This window comes from Gordonia araii NBRC 100433 (assembly GCF_000241265.1).
GTDB lineage: Bacteria > Actinomycetota > Actinomycetes > Mycobacteriales > Mycobacteriaceae > Gordonia > Gordonia araii.
This window is the reverse complement of the sequence record NZ_BAEE01000044.1, coordinates 1-18,862: the sequence shown is the minus strand read 5'-3', so window position 1 is coordinate 18,862 and position 18,862 is coordinate 1. Positions and strand designations below refer to the sequence as shown.

General features: G+C 66.4%; 17 protein-coding genes and 1 pseudogene. 8 read left to right on the top strand and 10 right to left on the bottom strand.

All coding sequences use genetic code 11. The features are described from left to right. Positions 1-54 precede the first annotated feature (54 nt). From GOARA_RS07430 to GOARA_RS07420, 3 genes are all read left to right on the top strand, one after another. Entirely contained in the window at positions 55-1,902 is a 1,848-nt protein-coding gene (locus GOARA_RS07430; protein WP_373277728.1) for an SDR family oxidoreductase, read from the top strand. Beyond that, on the top strand, positions 1,899-2,780 hold the full coding sequence (locus GOARA_RS07425) for an oxidoreductase (protein ID WP_007321720.1): 882 nt from the start codon (positions 1,899-1,901) through the stop codon (positions 2,778-2,780). Before GOARA_RS07430 ends, GOARA_RS07425 begins: the two co-directional genes overlap by 4 nt. A 69-nt stretch (positions 2,781-2,849) precedes the next feature. Continuing rightward, positions 2,850-4,223 carry an ABC1 kinase family protein gene (locus GOARA_RS07420; protein WP_040522171.1) on the top strand — a complete coding sequence of 458 codons (1,374 nt, stop codon included), beginning with the start codon at positions 2,850-2,852 and terminating at the stop codon, positions 4,221-4,223. Positions 4,224-4,236: 13 nt separating this feature from the next. On the opposite strand, the gene GOARA_RS07415 is transcribed toward GOARA_RS07420, so the two are convergent. Beyond that, the gene (locus tag GOARA_RS07415) at positions 4,237-4,959 is read right to left on the bottom strand and encodes a TetR/AcrR family transcriptional regulator (RefSeq protein WP_007321718.1); all 723 of its coding nucleotides are present in this window, start codon (positions 4,957-4,959) and stop codon (positions 4,237-4,239) included. A gap of 113 nt (positions 4,960-5,072) precedes the next feature. Here GOARA_RS07415 and GOARA_RS07410 point away from each other — a divergent pair, with 113 nt between their 5' ends. The 5 genes and pseudogenes from GOARA_RS07410 to GOARA_RS20555 all read left to right on the top strand — a co-directional run. Further along, a complete protein-coding gene (locus tag GOARA_RS07410) occupies positions 5,073-5,564 on the top strand; it encodes a hypothetical protein (RefSeq protein ID WP_007321717.1) in 492 nt (163 codons plus the stop codon). 8 nt (positions 5,565-5,572) lie between these two features. After that, positions 5,573-8,563 (top strand): MMPL family transporter, encoded by a 2,991-nt coding sequence (locus GOARA_RS07405; RefSeq protein WP_007321716.1) that lies wholly within the window; start codon positions 5,573-5,575, stop codon positions 8,561-8,563. Between the two features lie 7 nt (positions 8,564-8,570). After that, on the top strand, positions 8,571-9,044 hold the full coding sequence (locus tag GOARA_RS07400; protein WP_007321715.1) for an SRPBCC family protein: 474 nt from the start codon (positions 8,571-8,573) through the stop codon (positions 9,042-9,044). A gap of 44 nt (positions 9,045-9,088) precedes the next feature. After that, positions 9,089-9,406, top strand: coding sequence for a TMEM254 family protein (locus GOARA_RS07395; protein WP_007321714.1), 318 nt, complete (start codon positions 9,089-9,091; stop codon positions 9,404-9,406). Beyond that, positions 9,403-9,801, top strand: a pseudogene (locus GOARA_RS20555) (SDR family NAD(P)-dependent oxidoreductase); the annotation flags it as partial. The gene GOARA_RS07395 and the pseudogene GOARA_RS20555, both read left to right, overlap by 4 nt. Before the next feature lie 508 nt (positions 9,802-10,309). On the opposite strand, the gene GOARA_RS07385 reads toward GOARA_RS20555, so the two are convergent. The 9 genes from GOARA_RS07385 to GOARA_RS07340 all read right to left on the bottom strand — a co-directional run bounded on the left by GOARA_RS07385 (position 10,310) and on the right by GOARA_RS07340 (position 18,661). Beyond that, positions 10,310-10,945: a helix-turn-helix domain-containing protein gene (locus GOARA_RS07385; RefSeq protein ID WP_007321712.1), complete on the bottom strand. Its 636-nt coding sequence runs from the start codon at positions 10,943-10,945 to the stop codon at positions 10,310-10,312. Positions 10,946-10,955: 10 nt separating this feature from the next. Then, positions 10,956-11,744, bottom strand: coding sequence for a hypothetical protein (locus tag GOARA_RS07380; protein ID WP_007321711.1), 789 nt, complete (start codon positions 11,742-11,744; stop codon positions 10,956-10,958). After that, a complete protein-coding gene (locus GOARA_RS07375; RefSeq protein ID WP_007321710.1) occupies positions 11,741-12,457 on the bottom strand; it encodes an ABC transporter ATP-binding protein in 717 nt (238 codons plus the stop codon). Before GOARA_RS07375 ends, GOARA_RS07380 begins: the two co-directional genes overlap by 4 nt. A 4-nt stretch (positions 12,458-12,461) precedes the next feature. Beyond that, the gene (locus GOARA_RS07370) at positions 12,462-12,932 is read right to left on the bottom strand and encodes an MTB12 C-terminal domain-containing protein (protein ID WP_007321709.1); all 471 of its coding nucleotides are present in this window, start codon (positions 12,930-12,932) and stop codon (positions 12,462-12,464) included. Next, positions 12,929-13,291: a cupin domain-containing protein gene (locus GOARA_RS07365; protein ID WP_007321708.1), complete on the bottom strand. Its 363-nt coding sequence runs from the start codon at positions 13,289-13,291 to the stop codon at positions 12,929-12,931. The genes GOARA_RS07370 and GOARA_RS07365 overlap by 4 nt, the downstream gene beginning before the upstream one ends. A gap of 52 nt (positions 13,292-13,343) precedes the next feature. Continuing rightward, the gene (locus tag GOARA_RS07360; RefSeq protein WP_007321707.1) at positions 13,344-14,144 is read right to left on the bottom strand and encodes a class I SAM-dependent methyltransferase; all 801 of its coding nucleotides are present in this window, start codon (positions 14,142-14,144) and stop codon (positions 13,344-13,346) included. Positions 14,145-14,205: 61 nt separating this feature from the next. After that, positions 14,206-14,847 carry a class I SAM-dependent methyltransferase gene (locus GOARA_RS07355; protein ID WP_007321706.1) on the bottom strand — a complete coding sequence of 214 codons (642 nt, stop codon included), beginning with the start codon at positions 14,845-14,847 and terminating at the stop codon, positions 14,206-14,208. An 18-nt stretch (positions 14,848-14,865) separates the two neighbouring features. Next, entirely contained in the window at positions 14,866-15,396 is a 531-nt protein-coding gene (locus GOARA_RS07350; RefSeq protein WP_007321705.1) for a carboxymuconolactone decarboxylase family protein, read from the bottom strand. 1,483 nt (positions 15,397-16,879) lie between these two features. After that, positions 16,880-18,661 (bottom strand): hypothetical protein, encoded by a 1,782-nt coding sequence (locus GOARA_RS07340; protein ID WP_170265627.1) that lies wholly within the window; start codon positions 18,659-18,661, stop codon positions 16,880-16,882. Positions 18,662-18,862: the final 201 nt, after the last annotated feature.

Sequence of the window (18,862 nt, the reverse complement as noted above, 5' to 3'; positions counted from 1 at the left end):
GCTAGCCCTTGCGCACTCACCATGGAACTCATAGTATGCGATACTATGAGTTCCATCACGTTGACACGACCCGAAGACCCCGTCGCCGTTAAGAGTCGGGGTGCGCGATTCGTGCACCGCGACGGAGTCGACATCGCCCACTACTCTCACGGAGACCCCGCGGCGCAGACCATCGTCTGCGTGCACGGCTGGCCCGACTCACACACGCTGTGGGACCGTGTTGTCCCGCTTCTCGCCGACCGCTTTCACGTGGTGACCGTGGACAACCGGGGAGCGGGGTCGTCGACCAACCCCTCCTCGTACACCGACTTCAAACTCAGTGAGATGGCGGCCGACTACCTCGCGGTCGCCGACGCGGTGAGCCCGGACCGCCCGGTGCACATCCTGGGGCACGACTGGGGCAGTGTCGCCGCCTGGGAGTTGGTGACCGACGCGTCGTCGGCGGCGAGAATCGCGTCGTTCACCTCGGTGTCGGGACCGTCGGGCCATCACGTCTCGAAGTGGGTCCGGCGCCGCCTGAGCCGGCCCACGCCGCGCAACCTCGCCCTCGCGCTGGGCCAGGTCGCCTCGCTGATGTACATGTTCGGGTTCTCGACTCCTGTGGTCCCCCAGACGTTGATGCGCCTCACGATGACCGAGGGTCGCTGGCGCCGGGGGCTCTCGCTGGCCGAGGGCATCGACGCCGACGCGATCAGCCTCGGCCCGACTTTCGCTGCCGATATCCGCCAGGAGCTGCGGGTGTACCGCGCGAACTTCCTGCCCACGGTCCTGCGCCCGCAGGAACGCACGACCGACGTGCCGGTCCAGGTCATCGTCGGCACGCGCGACCCCGCCGTGCGGCAGTCCTGCTACGAGGATGAGGCGCGGTGGAATCGACGCACCTTCCGCCGGGTTCTCAACGCCGGCCACTGGTTGCCGTTCTCCCATCCGCAGACGCTGGCTCGAGCGGCGGCCGAACTGATCGACCACGTCGACGGAAAGGCGCCGTCGCGGGAGCTGCGGCGCGCCGAGATGCGACTGCACCGCGACGAATTCGACGATCACCTGGTGGTCGTGTCCGGCGCGGGCAGCGGCATCGGGCGGGAGACCGCCCTCCTGTTCGCCGCGCGAGGTGCGGAAGTGGTCGCGTCCGACATCGACCTCTCGGCGGCGAAACGCACGGCGAAAGAGATCGTCGAGTCCGGCGGCACCGCGCACGCCTACCAGCTCGATGTCTCCGACCCGGCGCAGGTGCGGGTCCATGTCGACGCGGTGCTGCAGGCGCACGGCGTGCCGGACATCGTCGTCAACAACGCCGGCGTCGGCGCCGCGGGCGACTTCCTCGCCACCCCGGAGGAGGAATTCAACCGGGTGCTCTCGGTGAATCTGCTCGGGGTGGTCAACAGTTCGCGGGGCTTTGCCGCCGCCATGGTCGAGCGCGGGCAGGGCGGGCACATCGTCAACCTGTCGAGCATGGCCGCCTACAGCCCGGGCAAAGGCATGTCGGCCTACACCACCAGTAAGTCGGCGGTCTTCTCGTTCTCGGACTGCCTGCGCGCCGAGCTGGCCGAGCACGGGATCGGGGTCACCACGGTCTGCCCGGGCATCGTCCACACGAACATCATCGCCACGACGTCGGTGTCGGGAGTCAGCCCCGAGGAGGAACGGGAACTGCAGCAGGTCGGCGACCGCGCCTACGCGCTGCGGGGCTACGGCCCGGAGAAGGTGGCCAAGCAGATCGTCGACGCGGTCCGCGCGAACCGGTCCATCCTCCCGGTGACACCGGAAGCCAGAATCCAGTACCACGTGAACCGCCTGGCGCCCGGACTCGTCCGCTTCGCGGCGTCGAAGGGGAGCATGACCGACATGATCAAGTTCGTTCCGCGGCGCTTCCGCGACACTGTCGGGGAGTCGGCGCGATGAGTTCCTGGGATGTGTTCTCGATGCCGGATCTGACCGGTCGCCGATTCGTCGTGACCGGCGCCAACGGCGGTCTCGGCGCGGTGGTGACGCGCGCGCTGGCGATGCACAACGCGTCGGTCGTGATGGCCTGCCGCAACGAGGCGACCGGCCAGCGGGTGGCCGACGAGTTGGGCGATCGCGTCGAGGTGGCCCGTCTCGACCTGGCCGACCAGTCGTCGATTCGCGAATTCGCGGACGGCGTCGGTGAATTCGACGTGCTGATCAACAACGCCGGGCTGATGTATGTCCCGTTCAGCCGCACGGTGGACGGATTCGAGACCCAGTTCGGGGTCAACCACCTGGGCCACTTCGCGCTGACCGGACTGTTGCTGGACAAGATCGCCGATCGCGTGGTCACCGTCTCGAGCATCGCCCACGCGCACACGCCCAAGTTGTGGATCGATGACCTCAACTACGAGCGCCGGCGGTATCAGCGGTTCCTCGCCTACGCCCAGTCGAAGCTGTCGAATCTGATGTTCGCCCGCGAACTCGATCGGCGGCTGCAATCGTCGGACCGGAAGGTCAGGTCGTTCGCCGTGCATCCCGGAGTATCCGGAACGGATCTGTTCGCGCGCACCGAGACGATCGCCGACCGGTTCACCAAGCTCGGGGCCGCGACGATCGGTCATTCGCCCGAAGCGGCCGCCGAATCCACGCTCTTCGCGGCGACCGAGTCCGACGCCGACCCGACAGTGTTCTGGGGGCCGACGCGGTGGGTCATCCAGTCCCGCGGTCCGGTGGGCGCGGCCCGGACCTCCCGGCTGTCGAGGAACACCGATCTGTGGGGCAGGCTATGGGACCATTCCGAGTCGATGACCGGTGTCAGCTATGCGGTTTGACGTGTCAGTCGGCTGATCGTTGGCTACGGTGAAACTCATGACGAACTCGGGCGATCGTCGGGCGAAGTGATGGCGTCCTCCCCGCCGCCGACCTCGCGGCTTGCGCGCGGCCGGCAGATGACCGCACTCGCGGCCAACCATGTGGTGCGCGACGTCGGCTGGCGGGTCTCGACGGTCGGTAAGTCCGCCGACGAGAAGAACCGTGCCCGCGAGAAGTCGATGATGCTGCTCGCCAACCAGCTGACCCACGTGCTCGGCGGCATGAAGGGTGCCGCCATGAAGGTCGGGCAGATGCTCTCGGTGATCGAACTCCCGTTCCTGCCGGAGGAGGGGCGCGCCGAGTTCCAGGCCAAGCTCGCGGTGCTGCGCGACAGCGCTCCCGACGTCGGCTACGACACGATGCGCAAAGCGATCGAGCGCGAGCTCGGCCGGCCGATTCCCGAGGTGTTCGAGTCCTTCGACCAAGAAGCGGTCGCGGCGGCATCGATCGGCCAGGTCTACCGGGGCAGGCTGCATGACGGCCGGGACGTGGCGGTCAAAATCAAGTACCCGAGCATCGACGACGCGGTGCGGGCCGACATCAAGAACCTGGTCGCCTTTCTCAAGTTCTGGCGCAGCCTGGTGCCGACGCTGGCGTCGCGCGAGTTCCTCGCCGAACTCCGGTCGACCCTGGCCAACGAACTCGACTACGCCGCGGAAGCGCGAAACCAGGCGCGGATGGCCGACGCGTATGCCGGCCACCCGTTCATCGTCGTGCCGCAGGTGGTCCGGGAGATCTCGACCGGCAACATGCTGGTCACCGAATGGTTCGACGGCGAACCGCTGGATCCGGCGCGGTCGATGCTGGCTGCGGAGCGCAATCGGCTGGGGGAGATCCTCTACCGCTTCTACGTCGGCACAATCTATCGGGAAGGGGAGTTCTGCGGCGACCCGCATCCGGGGAACGTGCTCGTCGGTTCCGGGGGGCGGGTCGGGTTCGTCGACTTCGGCGCGTACAAACGGATGGATCGCGACGCTCGCGACTTCGAGACCCGGCTGTGGCGCGCCGGGGTGGCTCGCCGCGGCGACGAGATCCGGGCGCTGGCGGTCGCCAGGGGGGTGATCGACGAAGATGCGCCCATCACCGAGGAGGACTGTCTGCGATTCACCCTCGACGCCTTCCACTGGCAGATGACCGACGAGGAGATCGCCATGACTCACCGGCGGGCGAGCGGCGTCATGTCGGTCATCGATCCGCAGTCCGAGACTTTCGGCGACGTCAGAAGGCAGACCCTGCCACCGGAGCATCTGGTGTCGCGACGGGTCGACATGGCCACCGCCGGCATGCTAGCGCAACTGGAAGCGAAGGCGAACTGGTGCCGAATCGCAAGTGAGTGGCTGGCCGGCGCGGAGCCGGCGACCGAACTGGGACGACAAGAACAGCGGTGGCGCGAAGCGCGCTGATCAGCTCACGCGCTCAGAAGTCGTCGTCCTCGTCGACGCCCATGGCGATATGCAGCGGCTGGTTCAGGTCCAGTTCCACACCCTCGTCGAGATTGGCGGTCACGATGCCGATCGCCGAACGCGTGATCTGGTCGACGAACTGCTCCTTCGTGAGGGAATCGTTGGCCGGCTTGTCGGTGCGGATCCACCAGTCGGCCGCCGATGCCGCCATGCCGAAGACCGAGTGGATCATCAGTTCGAACTGCTGGTGGCTGCTGATGACGTTCGACAGCAACCCCTCGGCGACGTGCGCGGCTCGGTCGATCGACGCGCGCGCCACGATCAGTGGATGCTCTCCGTCTCCGGTCGCCGCCGCGTATTGGCCGCTGGCCAGGAACAGGACGAGGTTGGGATGTTCGCTGATGGTCTCGGCGTACTCGGCGACGAGCCGCCGCACGATCTGTTCGGCCGAGTCCTCGTAGATGTTCAGCGTCCCCGACAGGCGATCCCACAGGGTCTCGACGACGTTCTCCAGAATCGCGTGGTACAGGTCGTTCTTGTCGTCGAAGAACCGGTAGAGCTTAGGTTTCCGGACGCCGAGTTCGGCACAGATGTCATCGAGCGTCGCCTGCGGTCCGATGGTGTCGATGGCGCGGATCGACGCGTCGACGAACTCGGCGCGGACCTTCACGCGGTGTTCGGCCCAGCGAGTGGTGCGCGCGTCCGCGCGCTTGGTGGCTACTGATGCGTTGGGCACGTCCCAAATATACGCGATACTCCGGGTAGTAGGTTACGCGGATCTGTCGATGTTGCTGACATCAGCGGACTCAAGCATTACTCTCGGTATCTAGTACTGAGAGTAAGGATGAAATGGTTCGACAGAAGCGCGTTGCGTTGGCCGTTGTCACGGCCGTGTGCGTCGTGGGGGGACTCGCCGGATGCGCCGATGCACTGACCGGGGGAGCCGTCTCGTTCAGCTCCTACCCGCCGGTGAGCACGTTGCGGTCCACGCCGCCGATGGCGACCGTGCTGCCCGCGGGCTTCCCGAAAGCGGTGCCGGTCGTCGGCGGAAAGTACCGAAGGATCCACAGCCCGACTCTCGGTGACCGGGCCTATGTGCTCGCCGTCGGGGACGCCGGTGCCTCGGCTCTCGAGCGCGCCCAGGCCCGGCTGCTGGACGCCGGGTTCATCGAGCAGGACCTCGTGGGACAGCGGACCTACATCGGCCGGGGGCACACCGTGACGGTGGCATCCGTCGACGCCGGATTCGGGTTCTCCCTCGTCTACACGGTCCTGCCGACCGCCGACGTCGCGGGCCTTCCGTCGATCCCCAACCTCGATCTTTCCGATCTGTTCGGGTAGGGGGCCCGGTGTCACATCAATACAGTCCGAAGTTCGAACGACTGGGCCGGTTCACCGCGCGCTACGCCACCTGGGTGGTGCTGGGCTGGTTCGCCCTGGCGGCGGTGGTGAACGTCGCGTGGCCGCAGCTCGAAGACGTCGCAGCGCGCAAAGCAGCGAGTCCCATTCCCACCAATTCGCCCGCGATCCAGTCGATGCTGACGATGGCGGACAAATTCGGGGAACGGGGCAATCTCAACTCGATCATCGTCGTCATGGAGAACCCGGCCGGGATGACCGGTGAGGCCCGCGCGAGGTACGACGCGACGGTCGAGCGTCTGAGCGGACGTCCCGACGCGGTCGCCTTCGTACAGGACGTGCTGGGCGATCCGGTCGTCGCGGCGAACCCCGCGGTGCGCAGCCAGGTGATGAGCGAGGACGGCAAGGCCTGGATTCTGCTGGCCGGGCTGACCGGCGACATCGGTTCGCCCAAGACCCTCGCCTCGCTGCAAGTGGCCCAGGACATCGTGCATCAGACCTTCGACGGTTCGCCGACGAAGGCCTGGGTCACGGGTCCGACGGCGACGGTGGGCGATCTGGCGATGACCAGCGTTGCGGACATCCGGGTCATCGGCGCGGTCACCTTCGTACTGATCAGCATCATCCTGCTGCTCGTCTTCCGTTCGGTGTTCACCGCCCTGCTGCCCATGCTCGTGATGGGCGTCTCCGTCGGAGTCGCGCGCGGGGTCGTCGCCGGGCTCAGCGAGATCGGCCTGCCCATCTCGACGATGTCGGCGACGCTGATGGTCGCGATCCTGGCCGGTGCGTGCGTCAACTATTCGGTCTTCCTGATCAGCCGGTATCACGAGAATCTGCGCTCCGGAATGGATCCGCGGGAGGCGCTGGCGAAAGCGTCGGGCTCGATGTCGCGGGTGATCATGGCGGCGGCGGCGACCATCGCGATCGCCAACCTCGCCCAGCTGACGGCGAAGCTGCAGTTCCTGGCGGCGGCGGGACCGGCCGTGGCGATCTCGATCGGCGTGGGCTTTCTCGCGTCGATCACCATGCTGCCCGCCGTGCTCGCCCTGGCGGCCCGCTTCAACCTGGGGCTGGCGAAGCCGGACCGGACGGGGGCGTACTGGCGGCGGATCGGCGAGATGGTCGTCGCGCGGCCGGTCCAGACCCTGGTCGCGAGTCTGGTGGTGCTGGCGCTGCTGTCCGGGCTGACCGCGTTCATCCACGTCGGTTACGACGATCGCAAAGCCCAGCCCCAAGACACCGAGAGCGCACTGGGCTACGCGACGATGGACAAGCACTTTCCCACCGACACGATGATCCCGCAGTACGTGGTCGTCGAATCGGAGAAAGATCTGCGCACCCCCGAGGGCCTGGCCGACCTCGACCAGCTGGCGGGACGGATCGCCCAGATGCGCACCATTAAGCGGGTCCTGGGCATCACCCGCCCCGACGGGCGGAAGCTGACCCAGGCGACGCTGGCGTGGCAACTCGGGATGATGGGCGAGCAGATGGCGAAGGCCGGCCAGGCGAACCCCCGGCTGCTGCAGCAGATCGATCAGCTCCGCAGCGTGGCAACGGCGATGGAATCGCTCTCCGGCGACGCGGCGGGCGCGGACGCGGCCGGGCTGCTGGCCAGCGCCCGGAAGATGCTGTCGACCGCGAAGTCGGCGTCGGAGCAGATGGACGCCTACTCGGGGCTGGTGCGCAAGGCCGGCTCGTCGGCCGAGATGATCGACCAGCTGGCCAAGCTCTCGCCGGTGCTGCTGGCCGTGGCATCGGCGCTCGACTCGGCGTCGACGGTCCTGATCCCGCTGCTCGATTCGTCCCAGTGCCGGGCCAACCGGGAATGCAGGCAACTGCGCGGGCAGCTCGCCTCGGTGACCGCGATGAATCGGGACGGTCAGTTGAAGGAGATCGCCGAGCTGACCCGGTCGCTGGCGACCCCGGCGGGCCGGGGCACCGCCAAGAACGCGATTCACTCGCTGGTCGAGCAGTACGAGCAGGCGCGCCAGATGCTGGCCCAGGTACCCGCCGCGGAGCGTCAGCTCGACCGCGTGTCCGAGGTGATGGCCGCGATGTCGGCCGCCGGAATCGACCTCTCCGACACCGATGCGATGGTGCGCCAGGCCAGGAAGATGGCCGACGGGGCGCGCGAGGCGATGGCCGGGATGACCGCGCTCGCCGCCTATCTGCAGACCGTCGGCAAGGCCGCGTCGGGCGATTCGGCGTCCGGCTTCTACCTGCCGTCCGGCCTGCTCGACAACCCGGATTTCGGGTTGCTCAGCAAGGCGTTCATCTCCGCCGACGGCAAGACCGCGCGCTATCTCATCCAGTCCACGATCAATCCGTTCTCCGAGGATGCGATGACGCTGTCGCGGGAGATGCGCACGGTCGGCGAAGCCGCGCTGCCCAACACCAGCCTGTCCACGGCCCAGGTCAGCATCGGCGGCTTCCCGTCGATCAACGCCGATCTGCAGGAGATGTTCCGCCGCGACTTCACCGAGATCGTCATCGTCACGCTCCTGGTGATCCTCGCGGTGATGTGCCTGCTGTTGCGCGCCGTGCTGGCACCGCTCTATCTGCTCGCGTCGGTGCTGCTGACGTACGGCGCGGCCATCGGTGCAGGCGTCCTCGTGTTTGGCGTCATCGGCGGCCAGGAGATCTACTGGGCCGTTCCGGCCATGGCGTTCACCTTGGTCGTCGCGGTCGGTGCCGACTACAACATGCTGTTCATGGCCCGGTTGCGGGAACAGCCCTGTGCGGAGGCCAAGGATGCGATCGTGCCAGCGGTGGTGGGCACCGGATCGGTGATCACCTCGGCGGGGCTCATTTTCGCCGCCGCGATGTTCGGGATGCTCGCCGGATCGGTGTCGACCATGGTGCAGATGGGCTTCATCATCGGCATCGGGATTCTGATCGACACCTTCATCGTGCGGACGATCACGGTTCCGGCCGTGGTGGCCCTGGTCGGCAACCGCAGCTGGTGGCCGTCGAAGAAATGAGGACGCGGTGATCCACGAGAAATACCAACTGGCAGTACCGGCGGCACCCGAGGTCGCGCTCGCGATACTCAAGGACGTCGAAGGGATGGACGCCTGGCTGCGGCCGCATCTGCCCCGCTGGCCGAAGATCACCGCCAGCACCTGGGTGGTCGAGCGCACCGACGACGGCGACCCGCTTCTCGTCGCGGCGAAGACCAGTGCCCTGGGGATCAGCGACGAGACGCTCACCGCCTACCGGTGGACGCCCGACGGGGTCACGACGACCTTGCGATCGAGTCGCGTGCTGCGAAGCAGCCAGAGCACGTATGCGATCGAGGAGACCGCGGCCGGGACCTCCCTCATGCGGGTCGAGGTGAGTGCCGACGTGAAGATCCGCCTGCCGCGAATCCTGGAACGGCGGATGGAGTCGGTGCAACGAGATTTCGCGACCGCGCTGCAACGCGCCTTCGTCGCCGAAGCCGAGCGCCGCCGACGTCGCTGAACCGCAGACAGTCGTAGCCGGAAACACACGATCGAGGAGGAACAATGAGAAGAAGGTCCGCATCCGAGGTACGTCCGCTGCCGCTGTGGCTGGCGCTACCGCTCTACATCGCTTGGGCCGCGGTGTCCTTCGGGGACGGCGCAGCCGAACGACTCGGCGACCGCGGCCAGCAGGTCGTCCGTGGCTTGTTGGGTGCCACGTTGGCGACGCATGTCGCCGAAGCCGCCCTGATCTCTGGGCGGGTTCGTCGGCGCGGCCACCCGGATCAGGCCCACTCGTGGGCCCGCTCCACGCTGTTGTGGGGATTTCCGAACCATCTGCGGGTGCGAAAGCTCGCCGACGTATCCGGCGGTCACCGATGACGGAGTACGTCGAACGCGATGTCGCCGGGGCGACGGTCGTCGTCACCGGCGGGCACCAACGGGATCGGACTCGAGATGGCGCGGGAATTGGCCGCGCGGGAGCGCAGGTCGTCCTGCTAGCACGCGACGAGGCGAAGGCGGCCGGGGTCGTCACGGAGCTGGCGAAGGTGGCGGTGACCCGGCCGGCGGTCGTCGTGGGCGATCTGTCCGATCTGTCCTCGGTGCGGGCAGCGGCCGGCGAGATCGTTGACCGGTGGCCCACCATCGATGTGCTGGTCAACAACGCCGGGATGCATGCGATGACCTCCGGCACCAGTGCGGACGGCTTCGATCTGATGATGTCCACCAACCACTTGGGGCCGTTCTTGCTGACGCGGCTGCTCACCGAATCGTTGATCGGCGCCGGGCCCGCGCGCATCGTCACCACCGCGTCCGAGGCCCACCGCTTCGGTTTCAACCTGCATCCGGGTTCCTTCGGCGAGCCTCGCGAGTACGGCCCGGTCGGCTCGATGGCCGCGTACGGGCAGTCCAAGCTCCTCAACATTCTGTTCACCCGGGAACTCGCGCGTCGGCTGGCCGACGATGGCGTGACCGCGAACTGCTTCTGCCCGGGGATCGCCGCGACCGGGCTGACCGGCTCCAGCCGGCTGCTCAGCGCGGTGACGAGCACCGCGTCTCGCACCCCGCTGGTGGCGCGGCCCGATCAAGCGGCGAGATTGGGGTGCGGCTCGTCCTCGACGAGGCCCTCGCCGGGACGACAGGAGAATTCTTCACGTCGACGCCCGGCATGGCGGCGCTGCCCGCGACGTTGTCACGTCGTTCCACCGACCTCCGGGAGGCGGTCTGGCGACGGTCAGAAGAACTCACCGAGCCGTGGGTCCGTACTGGTTGAGCCCTCCGCGATCACCGGCGCGCCGGTGTCAACCGCAGGACGATCGTGCAGTCGGTACCCGCCGGGTCGGGGGCCACACCGACGTCGTACTGATCGTCGAGGGCCGGACTCGCGGCCAGCGCTTGCCGCAGGGCGCCTTCGACGATGGCCTGCGAGACCGCCGGATCCGCCCGGGTGATGTCGCGCAGCGGACAGGAGCAGATCGACAGTTCGTGCTCCCCGAAGACGCTGGCCGCACTGCGGACGACGAAACCGAGCTTGGCCAGCGCGGCCTCGGCGGTCGTCACCGGGTCGGGGATCTCGTCGCCGGGCTCCTCGGTGATCGGGTCAGCCCAGCGTCGGCCGATCTCGACGGCGGCCCGCCGACGCGATTCCTCGTCGTCCCCCAAGGTTTCGACGAGCAGCGCGACGAGCCGGACGTCGGGCTTGGCGACCGTCGACGAGTAGCCGGTGCGCGGGCGCCCGACCGTCGTCGCGGGCAGGGCGACGGCCTCGACCAGACCCTCGTCGATGAGCTTGTTGAGGTGGAAGCGGGCCGTGCTCACGTGCACGTCGAGCGTGTCGGCGACATAGGAGGCGTCCACCGGCTCCGCTGCGGCCTCGACCGTGGCCAGCACGTGGTCGCGCTGTCGTGCCCGGATCCTCATGGGGTCGATCCTAGTTCCTCCGCCGTCGGACGGCGGTAGCGGCGATGCCGGCGGCGACGAAGACCGCGGCGACGACCGCGAAGTAGACCAGTGCGCCGTTCGGTCCCCACGGCGGAGTCAGCGCCAGCCACTGCCCGGTGCCGTAGATGCCGTTGAGGAAGGGCATGTACTGCTGCACCGTCATCCCGTTGGGGATGAGCGCGATCGCGTCCTCGACGACCCCGGCCCACAGCAGCATGAGGGCGATGGCGGTCAGTCCCGATCCGGTCAGCGCCGCGAGGCCGACACCGAGAGCCGACGCGAAGAACGCGAAAACCGGAACGGCCCAACAGAATCGGAGCCCGGCCCCCGACCCGAGGTCGACGCCGCCGTAGACGACTGGGAAGAGCCGGGGCAGCGTCGACATCAGCAGTACGACTAGCCCGAGTGCCACCGCGGCCGCGACCGGGCCGTAGAAGAGGGAACGGGCGACGACGGCCGTCGACGGAGAACCGAACAGGTAGCGCTCGGTGTCGGCGGTCGGCCCGCCGGCGGCCGAGGCCTGGGCGTGGGCGGCACCGACGGCGAGGATCAGCACGCCCAGATTGATCACCCAGTAGACCGAGTTGTTGGACTCGACGGCCGTAACGGTGATCGACGTCGTCGTCATGGTGGCGAAACGTTCGGCCACGGCGGCGACGGCATACGTGATCAGCAGGGGGAGAGCGATGGCCAACGGTACGGCGATGAACCACCACGGGCTGCGGCGGCCCGACGCCCGCGTCGCTTCGGCGGCGATCGCCGCGGTCAGGGCGGTCATGCCGAGTACTCGGAGTCGTCCGGATCGCCCACCGTGCGCAGGTAGGCGTGCTCGAGGTCGGGGGAGTCGCCGAGGAAGTCGTCGAGATCCTCGTCGGCGACCAGCCGCCCGCCGCGCAGGACGAGGATGCGGTCGGCGTTGCGCCGCACCTCGTCGAGCAGATGGGAGGCGACGAGAATCGCGCGGCCGTCGTCGGCGAGATCGCGCAGCAGTGTGCGCAGCCAGATGATGCCGGCGATGTCCAGCCCGTTGAGCGGTTCGTCGAACAGCAGGACCGGCGGGTCGCCCAGCAGGGCGCCGGCGATCCCGACGCGTTGCCGCATCCCCAGCGAATAGTCGCCGATGGGGCGGCCGGCCACCGCGGACAGACCGACGAGATCGAGGACCTCGTCGACGCCCCGGTCACCGATCCCGGCCGAGCGTCCCAGCCACCGAAGATGGCGGCGGGCGGTGTGCCGGGGGAGGAAGGCGTCATGATCGAGATGGACGCCGAGCTCGCGCAGGCGCGGCGAGTGCGAGCGCGGCCGACCGTTGATCTCGACGGATCCCCGGTCGGCCGCGGTCACGCCGCTCACGCAGCGCAGCAACGTGGACTTGCCCGCACCGTTGAGCCCTAGCAGATAGGTCAGCGAACCCGGAGCCACCTGGGTCGAGATGGCATCCAGAACGGTTCCCCGGCCGTACCGCTTGGTCAGGCCCTCGATGCGCAGCACGCGGTCAGCGGTTGCAGTAGATGGGCAGCCCGACGGTCTTGACGCCCTGGCACATCGAGCTGGCGGCCAGCTTCCAGTTGCCCTGGTAGACGAAATCGATGGGCATATTGATCGTCGGGCGACCCACCGATGCGCTGGTCAGGTGGACCTGCACGCGGGTCGGGCTCTTGCGCGCCAACGGTCCGCTCACCTTGTTCCAGCCGCGCGGGGCGCGGAACAGGCCCAGGTTGTAGACCGTGCGGGGCACGACGACGGCGTTCATGCCACCTTCGACGTTGGCGGCTTTCGCCTCGTCGGACGCGGGTGTCTCGACGAGGAACTTCACGATATTGCCGAGGTCGGCGACCGAAGGATTCTTCGTCGTCACTTTGAAGTTCGCCGGCAGAGCCGACGCCGGGGAGGCGACGACGGTGGCGCCGAGCAGCGCGGTAACCGTGGCGAGGAGTGCGACGAGAGCGGAGCGTGCGATTTTCATGGTGTTCCTTTCGGGTGATCCTGGTGATGGGGGGTGAGGACAATCAGAGAAAGCGCGGAGTCCTCGGTCGCCGTGAGTGCGTGGGTGACCTCGGCGTCGACATGGATGGCGGTGCCGGGAGTCAGGACCGTCATCGTGTCGTCGACCGTGAACTCCACCCGCCCGGCCTGGCCGAGCACCAGGATCGGCCAGCGGGCGGTGTGGCTGGGCATGGACTGCCCGGCCCGGAAGCTGAGCCGGACGACGGTCGCCCCGTTGAGGTGAGCGAGCGCCTTGATGTCGGGACCGGAAGCATCCGGTTGGCTCAGCGCGGTGTCGGCGAGACCGCCGATGACGGTCTCGGATCGGGTGGTGGACATGGGTTCTCCTTCCAACACACCGCTGCGCGGTGCGGGGCTGTTGGCGAAGGGGTCAGTTGCGGACGGCGATGACTTCGATGGCCGCCAGATTGTCGCGGTACTTCCGGAAGGTCTTGCGCATCCCGAGCACGCGACGACGGGCATCGCCGTTGCGGATCACGTTGCCGGCGAACTTCAGTGCGCCGCCGAGCCCCTCGTCGGCGATGATCCGCCGCGGTTGCAGCAGCGCCATCGGGGCGAAGCGGACGCGTTCGACGGTGAACCCAGCGTCGGTGAGGAGCTTGCGCCACTCGGCCTCGGTCAGCGGCCGCGCGTTGACCTTGATGGAGCGCGCCAAGGACTGGCGGATCTCGGTCTTCTGCTCGTCGGTGAGGGTGTCGGGGTGCAGGGCGAGTTCGTGGATCGCGTACCGGCCGCCGGGGCGCAGGACGCGGTTGGCCTCGTCGACGATCTGCGATTTCACCTTGTCCGACTGCATGGTCAGCATGGCCTCGCCGATGGCGACGTCGACGCTGTCGTCGTCGAGACCGGTGGCCTGTGCCTCGCCGGTGGTGACGGTTCCGCGGTCGCCGACGACGTCGCCGGCGAGCTTGGCCGCGGCCTCGTCGGATTCGACGCCGCGATAGCTGCGCGGGGAGCGGGCGAGGATCTCGGTGGCGGTGCGGCCGAGGCCGGGGGCGATCTCCAGGACGTCGGTACCGGAAAGCTCGGCGTCGGCGAGGAGCTGCTCGGTCAGCTCGCGGCCGCCGGGCCGCAGGACGCGTTTGCCGAGCTTCGCGAGCAGCCAGTGCCCCGGCATGTCTTCTTCCGGACGGTTGGCGTACGGCAGGTCGGTGGTGGCCATGTGGCTCATCTCCTTCATTTAGAGGATGAGCCTACGTTAAATTAAGTAACCCTAATTTGGCTAGCCTGACTTAACCTAGGTCCTTGCGGGCGAGGACGAATTGCCCTTGGTCGACGACGGTCTGTTCGATGTGGGTGACACCGGCCGCGCGCAGCCGGTCGGGGATCTCATGGCGCTCGAAGAAGTGGTATCCGCCGAGGTTGCCGATGGTTTTCACCCCGGGGAGCCGGGACAGCGGCGTCCGCACCGAGGTGAAGATCGCGATCTCGCCGCCGGGCCGGGTGACCCGAACCAGTTCGTCGACGACCGGTAGCGGGTCGGGGATCAGATAGAGCGCCGCGAAGCACGCGACGGTGTCGAAGGCGTCGTCCGGGAACGGCAGGCGATGGGCGTCTCCCCGGATGAAGACGGTGCGCGGATGCGGTTTCGCCACGGCCCGCGAGAGCATCGTCTCCGAGTAGTCGATCCCGACGCACCGGCCGTCGCCGGTCAGGTTCCTGGCCAGCCGCCGGGTGTAAAGACCGGGGCCGCACGCGACGTCGAGGATCTGCCGCTCCCCGCTGCGTGCGAGGTAGGCCGTGAAAGCCCGGTCGTACATGGCCGTCGCCGATCCGCCGAGGCTGAACATCCGGGTGAACACCGGGCGCCACGCGGACTCGTAGACGGCGGAGACCAGCGGATTGCCCATCAGGCGCTGTGCGAGTGTCGGCATCGTCGAAGGCGCGACTCGTCAGACGTCGCGCTGGACGCGCAACACGCCGAGTGTCGTTGCGAGCGAGTCGTACTGGGACACGAGCAGGACGAAGGAGATCTGCCGCGGCTCGTCGAGATGGCGGGAGAGAGCGGCCCACGTCTCGTCGGAGATGTCGCGCGAGCCCACCATCTCGTCGACGGCGAGCAGCAGGGACCGCTCCCGGTCTCCCCACCCGGCGTCGGGGCCCTCGATGATGCGGCCCAGCGTCGCCTCGTCGATCCCGGCTCGCTTGCCGAGCTTGCGGTGGTGATCCATCTCGTAGTCGCAGGAGCCCAGGTGCGCGACCCGGATGATGATCATCTCAGTGTCCTTGCGGGACAGCTTGCCGAACGGCATCATTCGCGACGAGTAGTAGAGCCAGCCGCGGAACAATCCCTTCGACTGGCCGAGGGTGGAGAAGATGTGGGCGTCGTCGACGCCTTGTGCCTTGGAGGCGACGCGCGAGAAGGCCCAGTTGAACAGGCCGAGTTCGCGCAGGCCACCCGGTTGGATGCGTGGAGTGCTCATGGGGCTCAACCGTAGCGAGGTGCGGTGCTCCGTGGGGGTGAAGCGCCGATGATCCAGCGTTGGGGGTCTGCGAGTGCTGCCAGCTGCGTCCTCGAGAACGCGATGTCCGGAGCTGTGGCGGCGCCGGCGTCGTTCGCTGATCGCAAGATCGTGCGGGTGACCTACGATGGTAACCGATTCGAGTAAGAGCTCGACCAGAGGGGAGAATGCCGGTATCTGGAACGGAGGACCAATGCGCCCGCGCTATCCGCGCAATCCAGCGTCGCAGTGCGCTGGAAGGCTATTCAGCTTTCAGACAACAAATCAGGTCCGTGACCAGCTCACTGGCCTACGTAGACATGTCACCTATTGGGTCGACCGCGTGCAGTAAAGCACTTGAATCAGAGTCTCGGTCTGGAAGTCAACGTACCGATGCGCGACCATCAGACCCGCGCGCGTCACCTTCTTTGTAGCAGCCGACGGAAATAGGCTAGGCGGCTATTTATTCCTCCCTGCGGAAATAGCGCCACTGCCGATCGCGAAGAGGTGTCCGCTCTTTACGGTTGCGCAATGACAAGTCCCACAGGTACATCATTGGAGCCACAGCCAAGACAGTCAGAGAATAGTAACGATGGTTGCTTTCATCGGCGGCTATGAAGATCACAAGAAGTACGACCACGACTACTACAGGCCAGGACAGTTCATAGAGAAGCTTGTCCTCTTTCCATCGGTACCCATGCCTGCGATCGATAGTCTCGAAGAGCTGTATTATACCGATATGGACCAGAACAATGGCCACTGCCGTATATATCATCTGACTATCTCACCCTTGTAATTAAGCAAGATCGGATCAAACATTCCGTTCTCGTCTCGGCAATTCCAGGGGCCGATTATTCGTCCTTAGATCACACTGGACTGAACAGCCCCACCTACTATTAGTGAATAGGTCGTCCTGCGTCTTAACCTCGTCGCCACGGTGGTGGAGACTATTCGATAGGCTTCAATATAAGCGGCAGAGAGTCCAGCGGGTGACCCTTCGGAACAGTCGCCGTCGAACCGTAGATCTGACCTCCCGAACCCGAAGTGCTGGCGTAGTGGCAGGATATTATCCTCAGGGGTGTGCGACCTAAGGCTGAGCTTGCTAGGGTGTTGATTCTAGTTGCGGATCCTACTACGCGCGTATGGCGATTTGTTACTGTTATTGCCCCGGTGAGGCTGAATGATAGGTCGACAATAGCAATCAAATCGGCTACGTCGATATTCTGTGTTTCTACATGTAGTGCTGTGAACGTGATATTCGGCGCAAATCCTGCCGCTTCGGCGGGAGGCTGGTAGAGGACTCTGAGGGCACCGAAGTCGCTTGGTGTCGGCCAGTCGTGCCATCCATCGAGCGGCTGGGTGGGCAAGTGCGCCGGCACTGACGCGACATCTTCGATAGTTTCGAATCTGGCGTCCGGCAACAACTGCGCAGCTTTGGTGGCGACCTCGTCAAAAAGGTTGTGCGTCAAAATAGTTTTCCAATCGCTTCGCCGATGAAGGAGCCGCCAATGCCACCACCGATACCGCCGATGACGCCACCGGCGGCGGCCCCCCAGCCGCCGCCGACCCAGAAACCGGCCGTAGCTCCGCCTTTCGCGCCATAGTAGGCGCCAGCCATCGCCCCACCAGCCTTACCGGCGGTCTCAGGCACAGGCGTGCCCTTCTGAATATCATCGACGACTCCGATCGCGGTACCCACATAGCCTATTCGCCCTGCATATTTCCCAGCTTTGAGGAGTTGACCGCTCTTGCTCTTCGAAAAGTCTTGGCCCGGCGTGCGCTTCGCATGAGGGTGGTCGCGAAGGTACTTCTCCTGCTTGTCGATCCCTCGCTCCAGCCCTTCACCAGCATTGCCAATAATGTCGAGTGCCTTCGTCCCACTCTTGTACGCTGTTGTTCGGTAGTCGATCGTGGCGTCGATCGCTGCTTGTTGTTCACTGTCGGGGTAGATAGGTTTGCCGTCACCGTCGTAGTAGACGACGGTATCGGGTTCTCCGGGACGGTACTGGAAAGATCGACGGTCAAGGATCAATTTGCCGTGTTCGTCGAAGATCTTGTGGTGATGCACCTCACGGGTGAAGGAGCCAAACTCGATCTCCTCAGTACTGGTCTCGGTTGAGGTGCCGTCTTCCATCGTGACCCGGGTGACCGAATTGCCTTTCGAGTCAACTCGCTCTTCGACCGCCTTGACCGAGAGCGCCTTGTTCATGGTGGTCGACTCGATCACTTGACCATCTTTGGTGTGGATCGTGATGTTGTCGTAGACTTTGCCATCCTCGCCGATCGTCGCCCGGTTCTGAATAGTCGCACCGCTAGGCAACGTCGCGCTCCGACCTGGCCCCGGGTAGAGAGTCGGAAGCATCAAGATGTCCTGGGTCGAAAGCCCCTCGGTGTCAGCCGGTGGCCGGATCACGGTCGAACCATCGGGTCCGGTTGTGATCAACGAACCGGGAAGAATAGAACGATAGAACTCGCGCTCCTGCTCCGACAGTGGGCCGGTCGCCGTGATCGGCTCACCGTACTTGGGCGTGACCGTGGTGCTCCGCGTGATCTCACCGTCCTCACCGACGTTGTAATCGGTACTCCACGTGTTACCTGACGGAGTCGTGGTCGGATTTCCAGGCGTCGGAGGATCACCCAGAACCGAGGGGAGGTCTTGGGGCGTCACGCTCGGCCGTACCGGTGGCCCCGCCGGCGGACTTCCCTTAGGGGCGTTGCTCGTCAAGTCAGGATTCTGCGTGATCGCTGGCATAAGCTTGGCCGTCTCCGGATCGACCCACACCCACTCCTCGCCGTTCCACACATACGGATCGGCAAGAATCGGATACAACGCATCATCGGCAGGCTCGACATGTTGAATGAGATCGCCGTCCCCATCGACGGTGTACCACGTCTTCTGCGGACGTCCGGCCGAATCGAACGCCCACGGCCGCGCCACCTGACGAATCGCCTTGCCACGCGCATCGTAGATCGTCGCCGAACCGTCAGGATGAACGCGCGTACGACCTCCCTGCGGGACATCCATGCCAAACCGGTACGTGTTCGGGCTAGTGCGGTCATGAATCAACACCATCCGCGACGGCCCCACCTGACCGCGCGTCGAACCACCACGCGACAACCCGGTACTGCGACCACCGGCCACCAATGCTGCCGCCCCGACAAGTAGCCATACCGCGATTGGGATCGAACCCGACTCCGTCGCCGGTGCCGCCGGCGACAACACCGGGCCCGGCACCGGCACCGTCACCGGCGCCGGTGGCGTCGGGTGTTGAACCGGGGGGGCCGGCGTGCGCGGTGGTGCAGGTCGGCCAGTCTGTGCCGGCGGTGCGGGTTGCCCGGTGTTCGGCGGAGCCGGTCGCTGCCCAGTCTGCTGCGGCGGCGCGGGAGGACGTTGCCCCGGCAGTCCAGGGGCGCGGTAGCCGGGGACGGGGATGATGGGGGTCCCGTT

What these genes read in the sequence shown, in the direction of transcription:
- GOARA_RS07395 (WP_007321714.1), top strand. Translation starts at nt 9,089, where the DNA reads ATGAGAAGAAGGTCCGCATCCGAGGTACGTCCGCTGCCGCTGTGGCTG.
- GOARA_RS07370 (WP_007321709.1), bottom strand. Translation starts at nt 12,932, where the DNA reads ATGAAAATCGCACGCTCCGCTCTCGTCGCACTCCTCGCCACGGTTACC.
- GOARA_RS07420 (WP_040522171.1), top strand. Translation starts at nt 2,850, where the DNA reads ATGGCGTCCTCCCCGCCGCCGACCTCGCGGCTTGCGCGCGGCCGGCAG.
- GOARA_RS07425 (WP_007321720.1), top strand. Translation starts at nt 1,899, where the DNA reads ATGAGTTCCTGGGATGTGTTCTCGATGCCGGATCTGACCGGTCGCCGA.
- GOARA_RS07350 (WP_007321705.1), bottom strand. Translation starts at nt 15,396, where the DNA reads ATGAGCACTCCACGCATCCAACCGGGTGGCCTGCGCGAACTCGGCCTG.
- GOARA_RS07355 (WP_007321706.1), bottom strand. Translation starts at nt 14,847, where the DNA reads ATGCCGACACTCGCACAGCGCCTGATGGGCAATCCGCTGGTCTCCGCC.
- GOARA_RS07385 (WP_007321712.1), bottom strand. Translation starts at nt 10,945, where the DNA reads ATGAGGATCCGGGCACGACAGCGCGACCACGTGCTGGCCACGGTCGAG.
- GOARA_RS07360 (WP_007321707.1), bottom strand. Translation starts at nt 14,144, where the DNA reads ATGAGCCACATGGCCACCACCGACCTGCCGTACGCCAACCGTCCGGAA.
- GOARA_RS07410 (WP_007321717.1), top strand. Translation starts at nt 5,073, where the DNA reads ATGGTTCGACAGAAGCGCGTTGCGTTGGCCGTTGTCACGGCCGTGTGC.
- GOARA_RS07380 (WP_007321711.1), bottom strand. Translation starts at nt 11,744, where the DNA reads ATGACCGCCCTGACCGCGGCGATCGCCGCCGAAGCGACGCGGGCGTCG.
- GOARA_RS07365 (WP_007321708.1), bottom strand. Translation starts at nt 13,291, where the DNA reads ATGTCCACCACCCGATCCGAGACCGTCATCGGCGGTCTCGCCGACACC.